The sequence below is a fragment of the Nocardioides sp. Root190 genome (genome assembly GCF_001428565.1).
In the GTDB taxonomy this organism is placed as follows: Bacteria; Actinomycetota; Actinomycetes; order Propionibacteriales; family Nocardioidaceae; genus Nocardioides.
Genome location: NZ_LMIA01000011.1, coordinates 184,485 through 198,100, shown reverse-complemented (window position 1 = coordinate 198,100; position 13,616 = coordinate 184,485). Strand labels below are relative to the sequence as shown.

Annotated in this window: 11 protein-coding genes and 2 pseudogenes; 4 read left to right on the top strand and 9 right to left on the bottom strand. The window is 64.1% G+C overall.

What is annotated here, in order from left to right; all coding sequences use genetic code 11:
- Nucleotides 1–117: 117 nt before the first annotated feature.
- Nucleotides 118–195 (bottom strand): annotated as a pseudogene (locus ASE01_RS25595) (hypothetical protein); the annotation flags it as partial.
- A gap of 190 nt (nt 196–385) precedes the next feature.
- Between ASE01_RS25595 and ASE01_RS25590 the strand changes: the two are divergent.
- A pseudogene (locus tag ASE01_RS25590) lies at nt 386–880 on the top strand (TetR/AcrR family transcriptional regulator); the annotation flags it as partial.
- Between the two features lie 1,012 nt (nt 881–1,892).
- Here the strand turns inward: ASE01_RS25590 and ASE01_RS18085 are convergent.
- The 8 genes from ASE01_RS18085 to ASE01_RS18055 all read right to left on the bottom strand — a co-directional run bounded on the left by ASE01_RS18085 (nt 1,893) and on the right by ASE01_RS18055 (nt 9,661).
- The gene (locus ASE01_RS18085; protein WP_056755756.1) at nt 1,893–3,101 is read right to left on the bottom strand and encodes an amidohydrolase family protein; all 1,209 of its coding nucleotides are present in this window, start codon (nt 3,099–3,101) and stop codon (nt 1,893–1,895) included.
- Between the two features lie 125 nt (nt 3,102–3,226).
- The gene (locus ASE01_RS25585; RefSeq protein ID WP_414858537.1) at nt 3,227–3,658 is read right to left on the bottom strand and encodes a transposase; all 432 of its coding nucleotides are present in this window, start codon (nt 3,656–3,658) and stop codon (nt 3,227–3,229) included.
- A 219-nt stretch (nt 3,659–3,877) separates the two neighbouring features.
- Entirely contained in the window at nt 3,878–4,099 is a 222-nt protein-coding gene (locus ASE01_RS18080; protein WP_056755564.1) for a transposase, read from the bottom strand.
- 317 nt (nt 4,100–4,416) lie between these two features.
- Complete coding sequence (locus tag ASE01_RS18075) at nt 4,417–5,043, bottom strand: TetR/AcrR family transcriptional regulator (protein WP_082606199.1); 627 nt, start codon at nt 5,041–5,043, stop codon at nt 4,417–4,419.
- Nucleotides 5,044–5,208: 165 nt separating this feature from the next.
- The gene (locus tag ASE01_RS18070) at nt 5,209–6,798 is read right to left on the bottom strand and encodes a class I adenylate-forming enzyme family protein (protein WP_056755557.1); all 1,590 of its coding nucleotides are present in this window, start codon (nt 6,796–6,798) and stop codon (nt 5,209–5,211) included.
- Nucleotides 6,799–6,975: 177 nt separating this feature from the next.
- A complete protein-coding gene (locus tag ASE01_RS18065; RefSeq protein ID WP_056755553.1) occupies nt 6,976–7,530 on the bottom strand; it encodes a DUF5134 domain-containing protein in 555 nt (184 codons plus the stop codon).
- Nucleotides 7,531–7,985: 455 nt separating this feature from the next.
- Complete coding sequence (locus ASE01_RS18060) at nt 7,986–8,570, bottom strand: response regulator transcription factor (protein ID WP_056755549.1); 585 nt, start codon at nt 8,568–8,570, stop codon at nt 7,986–7,988.
- Nucleotides 8,567–9,661: a GAF domain-containing sensor histidine kinase gene (locus tag ASE01_RS18055; RefSeq protein ID WP_162260313.1), complete on the bottom strand. Its 1,095-nt coding sequence runs from the start codon at nt 9,659–9,661 to the stop codon at nt 8,567–8,569. The genes ASE01_RS18060 and ASE01_RS18055 overlap by 4 nt, the downstream gene beginning before the upstream one ends.
- Nucleotides 9,662–9,817: 156 nt before the next feature.
- Between ASE01_RS18055 and ASE01_RS18050 the strand changes: the two genes are divergently transcribed.
- The 3 genes from ASE01_RS18050 to ASE01_RS18040 all read left to right on the top strand — a co-directional run bounded on the left by ASE01_RS18050 (nt 9,818) and on the right by ASE01_RS18040 (nt 13,573).
- On the top strand, nt 9,818–10,879 hold the full coding sequence (locus ASE01_RS18050) for a helix-turn-helix domain-containing protein (RefSeq protein WP_162260312.1): 1,062 nt from the start codon (nt 9,818–9,820) through the stop codon (nt 10,877–10,879).
- Nucleotides 10,880–10,990: 111 nt separating this feature from the next.
- Nucleotides 10,991–12,451, top strand: a complete 1,461-nt coding sequence (locus tag ASE01_RS18045) for an aldehyde dehydrogenase family protein (protein ID WP_056755536.1) — start codon at nt 10,991–10,993, stop codon at nt 12,449–12,451.
- Nucleotides 12,452–12,469: 18 nt separating this feature from the next.
- Complete coding sequence (locus ASE01_RS18040) at nt 12,470–13,573, top strand: NAD(P)-dependent alcohol dehydrogenase (protein WP_056755533.1); 1,104 nt, start codon at nt 12,470–12,472, stop codon at nt 13,571–13,573.
- Nucleotides 13,574–13,616: the final 43 nt, after the last annotated feature.

The window sequence follows — 13,616 nt, the reverse complement described above, 5'->3', positions numbered from 1 at the left end:
GGGTTGGGATCGACGGAGAGCTTCGATCATGTCCACGTCGTCGAAGCCACCAGCGGTGATGCATGCGCTGGCAACATCGATGTCCTCGCGCTCAGCACCACTGATGCCCAGCCCACCAACCAGGACGCCCGACCGGAACAGCGGGAACCCACCGGCGATCGTGACGAGTCCCGGCGGCAGCACCGCTCCGGCCATGGGTCCGGACTGCCTCATCAGGCGCCCCTTTCAGCCGGTGAACGGATCTCTGAAACTCGCCAACAATACCAAGCGCTTGATTGAGATCAAGGTATGCTCGCTGAGGACACAGCCACAGGCAGGTCCCCTGCAACCCCGCGCGGCACTCGAGGCCCGTCAGGCCGACACCTCACACCTATAGGATCTCCAAATGCCGAAGAAGGTTCCTCTCGCTCAACCCACCACGGGAGCCGCAGCAAGGGCTAAGCGCATCAAGATCTTGCAGGTGGCGGTAGAAACGTTCGCAGAGAAGGGTTTCCACGCCAGCACCACCAGACAGATCGCTGATCGTGCCTCTATGCAGTCAGGCAGCCTCTACTACCACTTCGCCTCGAAGGAAGAGATGGCGATTGAAGCAGTGTCCAACTACCTGAGAACGCTGACGGCAGGATACGAAAGTGCTATCTCGACAGACACTGCTGCTATCTCGAAACTTCGAAACTTGTTTCAAGTGTCACTCGAGACGTCCGAGCGGCATCGCAATGAAGTCGTGATTCTATATCAGGACTGGCAGGCACTGAATTCCATCGACCCCACGTTGAGTGAGCAGATGGATCACGTCGAGAATATCTGGTGCTCAGTGATCCGTGAAGGCGTGGGCAGTGGCGAGCTCCGTGACGACCTCGACCCGCGCGTCATGTATCGCACGATCATGGGCGGCCGCGATGGTTCAGCGACAACGGTCCCTACACCCTCGCCGAGATCGGGCTCATGCAGGCCGACATCATCCTCAACGGCCTCAAGGTCGACGCGGGTTCGTGAGTCGCAGCCGCCCGGCTCCCGCCTCGCCGAAACAACGGCTCTCAGACCCAGTCGTCAAGGATGTCGGAGACAGCCTCGTCCGCGGTGGAAATCGCAGCCGGCCCGCCGAAGATCATCCCCCACTTGATCGCGTCCAGAATGTCGAGCTTGGTCATCCCCAAACCTTGCCCATCAACACACCTTTCTCGAATGCCTGGCGAAGCCCCGGGTAACGTTGAAGTGGGTCGCCAGATAGGGCAGGTACTGCGCCGGCGAGACCTTCAAGGCGAACTCAAAGCGACTCCGCTGGGCCTTCAAGAGATTCGACTGATGCTTCCCGAGAAATTCAACGTACCGGGGAACCTCACCCAGCACTCGCGAATTCCCAGTGCCGCGCGCGCTCGCGGCGCCGTCCGGTACTGCGCTGGTGTTCGCGCCGAAATAGACCTACGGCGACAAGTCGTGGGCAAAGACTGGCTCAGCGCGCTGGCGCAACCACACGAACGGCCAGCCGCCGACCCGCGATCCCCGCCGACGCCACCCTGCGTTTGCGGCAAGACCGGCGAGCGGAGGAGGAAGCGGATCCTGCCTGGCACGACCCGCGAGGGACCTACGTCGGAGCCACAGGTTGACCGCAGCAACCCGACCTGCATAGTGCGGTCACCGACCTGACGATCCGCGACGGTGCAAGAGTGCGACCTGCCGAACAGCCGCGGTGACCAACGAAGTCACGAGGCACCGGGTCTCGCGTCCGTCTGCGACCCAGCCACGAGACATGCTGGGGCCAGACTGATTTCGAGAGTGGAGCAACTCGCAGTCCACGCGATGGCAAGGAAGGCGCGGTACCGCCGGTCCCAAATCGACCGAGCGGCCCGCGCCGGTGCCGAAGAAAATCGGGCGCCCTTAGACGACGGTGGCTACTTATATGCCTTGAACCGGAACACCCTCTCGGCATTCCCTCGCAGGATCGCGTACTGCGTCTTTTCGTCGAGGCCGTCGAGTTGCTTACGGGCAAAGTCGATACACGTTGGCCATGTCGAGTCGGAGTGCGGATAGTCCGTCTCGATCATCACGTTGTCCACGCCGATCGCCTGAAGGTTCTGGACTCCGGTGACGTCGTCGATGAAGCATCCGTAGACGTGCTCACGGAACACCGCACGCAAGTCTAGGGTCATAAGGTCGACCTCCAGTTCTCCGACGTTCTTCACCTTGCCGCTCGCAAGGTCGTAACGGACGTCCCCGTCGGATGCCCAGAACCGCTGCTTGTCCAAGACCTGTTCGGCGCGCTCCAAGAAATACGGGATCCAGCCGATTCCACCCTCAGAAAGCGCGATTTTGATTCCAGGAAAACGCACGAAAACCGGTCCGAACAACCAGTCGAGCAGCGTTCCACTGCTCTGGGCGCCGATTGCCCAAGACATGCTCGAGAGCTCTGGGCTGTCTTCACCCATGCGCATGCGCGTACTGGAAGATCCCTGATGCATGCACACAATCATTTGCGTGTCCTGAGCAGCCTGCCAGACCGGATCCCAGTATCGCCCGGCATCGTGAATACTCGGCAAACCCAAAGGTACGGGGTTTTCAGAGAAGCAGAGCGCACGTGCACCCTTTGCGGCACAGCGTTCAATCTCCTTGGCCGCGGACCGCGGGTCCCAGAGCGGGATAATGATGAGCGGGATGTAGCGGCCGGGAGCTGAGCCACACCATTCATCAATCATCCAGTCGTTGTACGCCTGGACGCAGATCATTGCCAGTTCCTTGTCCTTCGCTTCATAGAAGACTTGGCCGCAGAACCGCGTGAACGACGGGAAACACATCGATGCGAGAATCCCCGCTCGGTCCATGTCTTCCAAGCGAGCGACCGGGTCATAGCATCCGGGCCTCATGTCCGCATAGGAAACTGAATCCAGGGTGAACTGCTCCTTCGAGAGTCCCGCAACAGCCGCCAGCCCCAGCGTCGAGACTCGCTTGTCTTCGTACGTCCAGAACTCCTGACCGTCCTTGCGCACGATCTTGGGGGCGATGTCCTTGTACTTGGATGGCACCCGGTCTTGCCAGACATGCGGAGGCTCCAGTACATGGTCGTCCACTGAGACGAGCCAGTTGAGGTCGAAGGCTTCAGACATTTGCATTGCTCTTTTCGCGCGTAGGGGCCGTTAACCAAGAGGGGGCGCCGAATCAGTCAAGATCAATCGAGCGCTTGCTTCACTTTGCGTCACGGTCACTCTGGGGTGCTTGCACTGCTGTGACCTCATGAATCGTCGCTGAAGGGGTTGTCGATCGAAACCGCGTGAATACCTATCCATGTACCTACGTAGGACGCCCCACCGAATGCATGCTGCAGCAGACCCGACCTTGATCGCACAGACGTAGAGTCTCCCTTCCCGCGTGGGGTGTTCTGCGATGTCCCAGTGCCACACTTTGTTCGGTCCATCGGCCGTGAGCCCGTGCCGGACAACACCGTGTTTGTCGACGACGGCGAGCGGTCGTCATGCGGCGCAGGGCCGGTCGAGCCAGCCTTGGTGCGCTTCTTGTGATGCGACGTGGTGATGCCAGCGATGCGGCAGAGCCGGTGCACGCGGTTCTCCCTGACGGTGATGACGTGCTCGAGGTCGAGCTCGTCAGTGAGGAATCTGTAGCCCAGCGTGGCGTCGTCGCCGTGCAACTCATATGGGACATCCATGAGGTGCGCGCTGTCCCAGTCACGTTGGCACACGGGGTCCTTGAGCCACTTGTAGTACCCCTAAGCCGTCAGACCCAGGACCCTGCACGCCACCGCGACCGGCGCCCTGATGAGGGCACCGGTCGCGGCCATTTCACGGACGAGCGGGCAAGACTATTCCCCGGCAGGTTCGCCTGGGACAGATACGCAGCGGCCCGACGCAGGACCTCGTTCTCCTGCTCAAGGAGCCGGATCTGCTTCTTCGCTTTTGCCGAACTCGACACGGTCGGCGTCAGTGAGACCGGGACGGTCACCCGTCCTCGATGTCGGCCTTCTCGTCCAGTTCGTCAGCGAGCCCTCGGAGATCCCGAAGTCCTTCGCCATCTGCGCCAACGGGGCCTGGCCCTGACGGGCCACGGCCACGACGTCGTCGCGGAACTCCTTGGGATACAGCTTCGGCATTGACGATCCCTTCAACGATCTGAGCACAAGAGTTCCAGACTGCCGACTCCACCGAACCTGGGGCATATCAAGGCATCAACCAAACTCAGGGCAGCCCCATCCTCTAGTAGCCCAGGGTCTCAGGAAAACCGAGTTGCTAAACCTGCCGGCGACATCGACTCCGCCATCTAGCCGCGATTCTCACTGTTTCGGAGCAACACTGCCGATCCGAGGCCTTCGCGAGGACGCGACTGCTCCGCCACCGGAACTGCGCCTTCACAGAGCGTTCAGATTATCGCTCGCCCTTGCAGACTGATCGAGTGGAGAGATAACCCCAACTAGAGTCTCGGCGGCTGCCTGAGCCCACACAGAATGACCTCGGCCTGCATCGCGCCAATCTCGCGGAGACTGAACTCCCCGTCGTGGCGGTACCACCGGGGGACCCACGAGATTCCACCCATGATTGTACGGTAAGCAATCCGGGGCTCGACCTCGGCGCGGAGTTCGCCGAGCTCGATCCCCTTCTCGATGACATCGCACCAGATGGTCTCAACCCGATCCATTTGCATGGGAAGCGATTCATCGGTTGCGCTGAGGATCTGCCAATCTTGGTAGAGGATCACGACCTCGTCATGATGACGTTCAGTGATCTCAAGGGATAGGCGAAACAACTCGCGGAGCAGGTCAACTGCACTCTGCTGTGTTGCCAACGCTCGTTCGTACTGACCAATGAGATCGGTCAAGTAGACAGATACGACGTCTACAGCCATGTCCTCTTTGGACTCAAAGTAGTAGTACAGGCTGCCCGACTGCATCGAGGCCCGGTCCGCGATTTCCCGCGTCGTGCTCGCGTGCACACCCTTCTCGGCGAAGGTCTTGGCGGCTGCCCGCAGGATCGCCTCGCGCTGGTCGGGCCGCCCCCTGGTTGAGGCGGGACGTGGTCCGGCAGTTGACCTCTTTGGCACGTGGGAACCCTAACGTGGATGCCGCCCATTAGCACCCGACGAAGGACAGAAGCTCGCGCCTCATGTGCCTCGCGAGAAGGGAGGGCACCTGGTCGACACTTGGGGTCCGGAGTGGCTGCCCGCCACTAGTAGAAGGAAGGTCACGTCGGCTGGTCGATCGATGCCTCACCCACCGGCACGACGCTCGGCGCGGGCGTCCCGCAGCTTGCGCCGCATGAGCTTCCCGCTGGAAGTCGTGGGTAGGGCCTCGACGTAGTGGATGGCTCGTGGCACCTTGTAGGCCGACAAGTACCTCCGGCAGTGTGACAGCAGCGCTTCAGTGTCCTGCACGTGACCGTCGGCAAGAATCACATAGGCGTGGGCGACCTCGCCCTTGATCTCGTCCTGCTCCCGCCCGACGGCGACGAGGGAGACCGCTGGATGGCCGATCAGGACCCGCTCGATCTCCGCTGGGTAGACGTTGTAGCCGGCGGTGACGATCAGGTCCTTGAGACGGTCGACAACAAAAAGATGGCCCGAGCCGTCGCGGGTCGCGATGTCGCCGGTATGGAGCCAACCGTCAGGTTCGATCGTCTCCGAAGAAGCCGTGGGATTGTTGTAGTAACCCATGGTGACGATCGGACCACGCACCAGCAGTTCGCCCGGCTCGCCGGTGGCGCACTCCCGCCGGGCGTCTTCTGGGTCAGCCACCTTGATCTCGATGCCGGGAAGTGCGACGCCGATCGATCCGTGGACATTGGGCGCATGTACCGCGTGGGTGGTGCCCAAACCGGACAGCTCAGTCATGCCCCACAACTCGATCAGGGGAGCGCCACTGCGCTGCTCCCAGGCATCGATCACGGACTCGGCGATCGTCTGACCCCCGACGGTGCTTCGGGTCAGGGACTCGAGGTTCGCCCCATCGAGGCCGGGGTCGGCGAGAAGCAGGGCGTACATCGCAGGCACGCCTTCGAACAGGGTTGCCCGGTACCGGCTGATTCGCTCCAGAGCGCCAGCGGGGTCGAACCGCGTCATCAACACCACGGTCCCGCCGACCAAGAAGGTGCCGTTGATGGCCACGTTGCCGTACACGTGCGGCGCGGGCAACGCGGTCACCACCACGTCGTCGGAGTTCCGGGCGTGCATGGTAGCGGTGTAGGCACAGTTCAGCACCAACGAGCGGTGCGACTGCATCGCACCCTTGGGATGGCCTGTGGTCCCGGATGTGTAGGCGATGCAGGCGAGCTCCTCGGGCTCGACGGGGTGTGGACAGAACTCAGGGTCGTCGTCGAGGGAGAGGAAGTCACCGAAGGGCTCCGCGGCGTGGACAGTGTCGTCGAACGAGGCGACAAGGCGCAGCGATGCAACTTCGGCAAGTGCGGCGCCTACCGCGTCGAGTCGCTCACCGGAGGCAAGAAGGGCCGAAGAGCCGGCGTCGGACAGGACGAAGACAACCTCCTCTGCCGTGAGCATGACGTTGAGCGGGTTGACGACCGCCCCGGCCTTGAGCGCTCCGTGGTAAGCAACGATCCACTCCCATCGATTCTGGGAGAAGATGGAGACCCGATCACCCGGATCGACGCCGCGGTCGCGAAGGGACCTGGCCACCCGGCTCGACTCGCGGTCCAGTTCGGCGAACGTCAGGCTCCGCGTGTCGGTGATCAGCGCGACGTGGTCGGGGCGGAGCGCGGCGAGCCGCGGCAACAACTGGCCCAGTCCGTCAAGCGGGGCAGTCGCTGGGTTGGCGGCGTGGGGCCGGACCGGCGTTTCCAGCATTGTGAAGCTCCTAGAGATCGAGAGGGGCGTATGCCCGTTGTATCCCGCCAGAGGTGGAGTCCATCACCTCCCGATGGAGGGGATCACGGACGCCGCCGCGCGGATCATGTTGCAAATCCATGCCGACATGATCATCGGCTTGGGGTGGATCCGAGACCGGTCAGGCATTGGCCACGGTCAGAGGACCGGGCAGCACACATTGTGTGCCCCGATCACGAGTGACATCCCCGCCGCCATCGTCGCGTGCGACGCCATGCCCGTGGTGCGCGAAAGCGAAAATGGCAGCTTCTGGGCCCCACCGCCAATGGACGACATGCGCCGTAGGCGAACACCACGACAAGCCGCCACAAACCAGTGGCCCGCTGCCACAGCGAACGCTGCGCCAAGTACCAGCTCAGGGGATGGGAGCCAGTCTGATGCTCCGGGTGCGACCGTCGACGAGGCCGTGTCCGGCAGCTTGGCCATGGTTGCATCGTGGGCGTGCGCTGCGTGGTCGTGGCAATGCCCTGAATGGCCGCTTACTTGGCTGCCGGCAGTGGACGGAGCGTGGCGCAAATGAGAATCCATGCTGATGTTCATCCGGGCCATCGCGGCCATCATCCACGCGTGGTAAGCGTTGAGCATCCGGTGATGCGGCGTCGACACGGCGAGCTTCAGGAACATGCCACACGCCACGAGGAAGAAGACCATCAGAGAGACGGTCGGCAGGTCGGCACCGGCGGGCCAACCCATCGCGATCAATCGCGATCGACATGGCCACGTGGAAGGCATGGGCAACCCGCCTCCACAAGCCTCCATGGCTGGCGGCGAGAAGGTACAGACTCGTCGCCGAGCCCATGGTGAATGAGGGTTGTCACAAACCATCTGAGAAGCAAGTCATCAAACATGGTGGCTCGTATTTTCTGCTCGAGATGGGCGTACGAACGCTGCGTCGTGCGAGACGAGGGCGCTGAAAGCGAGGTGTGACCGGCGTCATTTCGGTTGTGCTCTTGAGTAGTTGGCGGTCGCAGCAACTGCGGGTAATTCGAATCTCCTAGCGCTGGCGTGGGCCCCGTCGTCGGTCTGGTTTCGACCGCGTCCTTTGGCGCCACTCACTTGCCGTGAACCAGGTCCGAGCTCATCCCGGCTGCTTGCCGCCCGTCGGGCTGGTGACAGCGTGGGTCCACCGCAATGCGCGATGGTACGTGTCAGAGCAGCCCACGCCGATAGGCCGATGCGATGGCCTCCGCGCGATTACGCACACCGAGACGTTGCATCGCCTCTTGCCAATATGCCTTGACCGTCGTGGCCTGCAGGTTCAACTCGGTCGCGATCTCGATCGTCGTCATGCCCGTTGCAACCCGTACCAGCACGTCTTGCTGCCGCGGCGTAAGCAGAGCAGTGATCGCATCATCCTCATCCAGCCGCGTTCCGACGGCGGCCGAACGGATGATTGCGCGGAGCCGAGCGGGCGCGGTGTCCTTCGAGACGGTGGCCACGGCACCGGCAGCCCGAGCGGCGCGCACGTACGGATGGGAGGGATCCGCAGTGAAGAGAACGATGGCAGCGCCGGGCGCGGCCCTCAGAAGATCCCGAACTGCCACGACGACGTCAGTGTCAGGGATGCGCACGTCGAGAAGCACCACGTCGGGCCGTGCGCCAGCGACAGCGGCGACGGCTTGGTGGAGCGTGGGAGCTGCGCCGACGAACTCCAGGTCCGGCTCGTCGTCCAACGCCCAGCCGACGCCTTGAGCGACGACCGGGTGGTCGTCGACGACGAAGACGCGCGTCAAACCGGGATCCTGGCTCGGACGGTGAATCCGACGTTGTCATCTCCCTGATGGTCAAGAGATCCCCCGAGGCGCGCGATCCGCTCCTCGGCTCCTCCAAGTCCCACCCCGGGGACGAGATAGGCAGGGGCGGGGCCGTCATTGAAGACGGCGACGGCAACCTGCCCAGGAAGGCCGGAAACGGTGACCGTGACGCGGGATGCCTTGCTGTGACGTTCCACATTGGACAGCGCGATGCCGACAAACCGCGTCACCGCCTGCATCCGGGCGGCATCGAGTCGCGGAACCCGACCGAGGAAGAGTGCGAGAACGTCGAAGCCGGTGCGCCGCTCGAAGTCATCGACTATGCCGGTCACCTCAGCACAGACGTCGTCGGTGGCGCTCTGATGCCATCCGCTGACCAGGGTGCGCACCATCGTGCTGACCTCCGCGAGCTCTTCCTGAAGGGCGCCGACCTCAAGCCCAACCTCGGTCTCCCCTATCCGGCGTTGCAGCCGCTCGGTGCGCGAGACGAGGGAGAAGAGCAGTGCGCCGACGCCGTCGTGCAGCTCTTCGCTGACGCGCCGGCGCTCGGCGAGCGCAGCCGCCGTCGCGTTCGCCCTGGCAGCTCTTGCAATCGCCAGGGCATTGCTGGCTCGACGGGCGAGCTGCTCGACGTCGCTGATGACCCGGTCACCGAAGACTCCAAAATCACGGCTGCCGACGGAGAGGACACCAAGGACGGCGTTGTCCACGCTGAGCGGTGCCGCAATCATCCGCCGGATGCGCTCAGCCTCGATGACGGAGTCGAACTCGTGGGTGATCGATGACGCGGCGACGTACTCATCGACCCAGTGCACGGCCGCCCGTTCGAAGACGTTCCCGGTCAGGCCCTGCCCCGCGCCGACCGAGAGCTCGGGAAGCTCCGATGTGCGCTCGCCCAGGACCTGTTCAATGACCAGGCCGCCGTCCGGTTCAGCCAGCGCGACCCAAGCCACGGACGAACGTTGGCCAAGAGCATCGAGAGCACCCCTCAAAGTGAGGGTGAGCGCGGACCCCGGATCAAACAGCGACCGGACGTCCAGGAGCGTGGCCAAGAGAGGATCGCTGGCCATGCCACCGTCCGTGTCCACTGGACCTCCTGTCCTCGCTCGTCGCGCGGGACATTCCATGTTAACCGCGCGAAGGTGGCGACATCACCCCCCTTTTGGAGGTGACCCCGGGGGGATCGGTTTCGGACGATGGGCAACCAACTGTCGGCGAGGAGCACGATGGAAACTCTGAACGCCACTCGGAGCGCGATCGCGGCGTCATGGTCGCGTGTCGCGAGAAGCGGACTGCGCCCCGACGGCGACGTCGAGGCGCCCGTGGTGGACGCCGACACGCAGAGCCGGTTGGTCCGTGCGGCAGCACCCGTCATCGATGACCTCGCCGAGCAGTTGGCCGACGCCGAGGTCGGGCTGCTCCTCGCCGACCGCCAGCAACAAATCGTCCTGCGCCGATTCAGCGCACTCGCCGTCGGGCGCGCTCTCGACAGCGTTGCAGCAGTGCCGGGTGCTGTGTACAGCGAGCAGTACAGCGGCACCAACGCGATCGCAACCGTGTTCGAAACGGGACGGGGCGAGTTCGTCGTCGGTGAGGAGCACTACCTCGACCGCCTGCAACGGTTCCGGTGTTACGGACATCCGATCCGGCATCCCATCACCGGGACCCTCGAGGGCGTTCTCGACATCACCGGCATCGCACAGGACTCGCAAGGCGTGCTCAGAGCCCTGGTGGTGACAGCCACTCGTGCCATCGAGGGCCAGCTCCTGCTCTCCAGCCCGACCAGCCACGTCCGCCTGCTGGCGGCGTACCAGGCACGAGCAGCACGAAGCCGGCACGTCGTCCTCGGCATCGGGCACGACATCGTCCTAGCCAACGGTCGGGCCAGCGCGTGGGTCGGCGAGTCGGCCGCCGCTGAGCTTCGCGAGCTGTGCCGGCTCGGACCCGAAGACAAGAACCGAGAATGGACGACCACAGTGTCCACTGACATCGACGAAGCCCCCGCCGAGGCGCGGCTGATACCCGTCGACGGCGCCCCCGGATCATTCGTCGTGGAGATCTTCGTCATGGGCGCTCTGCCCATCCCGCGTGGCGGTTCTGCCGTCGCGCCGCCAGCGCGCGAGAGCGGGAACTCACGCAGGCTGAGTCCACTGGAAGCAGCCGAGGTCCAGCTGATCTCGGAGAGCATGGAGCGGCACAAGGGAAACAAGTCCCACGTCGCCGAGGAGCTCGGAATGGGACGCAGCACGCTCTACCGGAGGATGCGCACCCTCGGACTTCGGTACTGAGCCTCGCCATCGCCCGTGGTGTGTGTCACATCGACACAGTTGAGGGGCGGCGCCGATTCCTACGGTGGAGGAGTCGGCACCGGTGCCGGCACGGACATCACTGGAGGACACATGACCCTGACCGAGGTCACCCGAACCGCAGCCAACTTCGACGATTCATGGACGATGACGATCGACGGCCGACAGGTCGCTGCGGACACCACATTCCCCGTCTACAACCCTGCCACGGGCGAGGTCATCGCCCAAGCGCCGGACGCCACCCTGGCCCAACTCGACGACGCGGTTGCGGCTGCTGCCCGAGCATTCGTCGGCTGGTCGGCCACGCCCATCGCTGAACGACAGGCAGCCGTGGCAGCCATCGGAGACCGCATCGACGAGCACGCCGAGGAGCTCATGGCTCTCCTGACCGGCGAGCAGGGCAAGCCACGCGCGGGCGCGGAGTGGGAGGTCTACGGATCTGCGATCTGGTGCAGGGAGATCGCCACCCAGCGCCTCGAGATGGAGACACTGGTCGACGACGGCGAGCGTCGCGTGGTCACCCGCTACACCCCGTTGGGGGTTGTCGGCGCCATCACGCCCTGGAACTTCCCCATCCTGCTCGCAATTTGGAAGATCGCACCCGCACTCGTTGCCGGCAACACGATCGTCGTGAAGCCGAGCCCCTTCACCCCGCTCACGAGCCTGAAGCTCGCTGAGATCGTGCAGGACCTCCTCCCGCCGGGGGTCTTCAACGTGGTGACCGGAGGCGACGAGCTCGGCAAGGCGATCTCCGCCCACCCCGACATTGCAAAGATCGCCTTCACAGGCAGCACCGAGACCGGTCGCCATGTCATGGCGTCCGCTGCAGCGACCATCAAGCGCGTCACCCTCGAGCTCGGTGGCAACGACCCTGCCATCGTCCTCTCGGACGTTGACCCTGCCGAGGTCGCTCCGAAGCTCTTCTGGGCGGCGTTCCAGAACAACGCGCAGTTCTGCAACGCGTCGAAGCGGCTCTACATCCACGAGGACGTCTATGACGCGGTTCGGGACGAGCTCGTCGCCTTCGCGCGGACCGTCAAGGTGGGCAACGGCGCCGAGGCCGACACCGACCTCGGCCCCATCCAGAACGCTCCGCAGTTCGAGAAGGTGAAGGAGTTCTTCACCGACTGCCACGCCAAGGGCCACACCTTCGCGCTCGGCGGCGAGATCGACGAGAGCCAGGAGGGCTGGTTCGTGCCGGTGACCTTGGTGGACAACCCGCCGGAGGACTCGAAGCTGGTCACCGAGGAGCCGTTCGGTCCGATCCTTCCGCTGCTGAAGTGGCGTGACGAGAACGATGTCATCGCTCGCGCGAACGACACCATCTGGGGCCTCGGTGCGAGTGTCTGGGGCCGCGACGACAAAGCGACTGAGCGCATCGCTCGGCAGATCGAGGCCGGCACGGTCTGGATCAACGAGGTCCACCAGTACTCGCCGCACCAGGCCTTCGGCGGACACAAGCAGTCCGGCATCGGGTGCGAGAACTCCCTCCACGGCCTGTACGAGTACACCAACTGGCAGACCATCACCCGCGACCGCTCCAACGCGGTCTGACCCGAAGGAAACATCTCCATGACCAATGCAACCGCGGCCGTACTCCGGACCGCCAACGGCCCCCTGACCCTGGAATCGGTCGAAACAGGCGCCCTCAACGACGACGAGGTCCTGGTCCGGATCGTCGGTGTCGGGATCTGCCACACCGACATCGGGGTCATCGGGGCCCCCGGCGAGGGCCAGACGCCCATCGTGCTGGGTCACGAGGGCGCGGGGATCGTCGAGGAGATCGGCGCCTCCGTCACCACGGTAGCCGTCGGCGACCGGGTCGCTCTGTCGTACGCCTTCTGTGGAAAGTGCGACGTCTGCTCCCGGGGACTGCCGATGCACTGCCGCGAATTCATCCCGCGCAACCTGATCGGCGCACGCATTGACGGAAGCACGCCTTTGGCTGCTGACGGCGAACCCGTCCTGGGCGCATGGTTCGGACAGTCCTCGTGGGCCACGCACTCGGTGACCACCGAGCGCAACTGCGTTGTCGTGGGCGACGACGTCCCGCTGGAGCTTCTCGGCCCCTTGGGCTGCGGCATCCAGACGGGTGCAGGCGCCGTGCTCAACACCCTGGATCCCGACCCGGGCTCATCCATCGCCGTGTTCGCCGTGGGCTCGGTCGGGCTCGCTGCCGTGCTTGCCGCGAAGGCCGCCGGCTGCGAGCCCATCATCGCGGTGGACCTCGACGACGCCCGGCTCGAGCGAGCGCGTGAGCTTGGTGCCACCCACACCGTGAACTCCTCGAAGGAGGACCCGGCGGCTCGGATCGTAGAGATCACCGGTGGTCTCGGCGCTCAGTACAGCGTCGACTGCATCGGCCTGCCTCAGGTCGTGCGCGCTGCCCTGGAGTGCTTGCAGACGCCGGGCGTGTGCGCCTCCGTCGGGTTCCAGGGCCTGCCCAACGAGATCACCCTCGACCAGGGGCATCTGTTGTTCGGGCGCACCCTGATCGGTGTGATCGAGGGCGACGCAGTTCCCGGCGAGTTCATCCCCAGGATGCTGGATCTCTACCGCGAAGGCCGCTTCCCCTTCGACCAGCTGATCACGACCTACCCGTTCGCCGAGATCAACAACGCCTTGGAGGACGTCCACCACGCCAAGGTCACCAAAGCAGTGCTCACGTTCGACTGATTCGCGACCACCAGAGTCAGATGCGGCCTCCGACCGAGCTCGA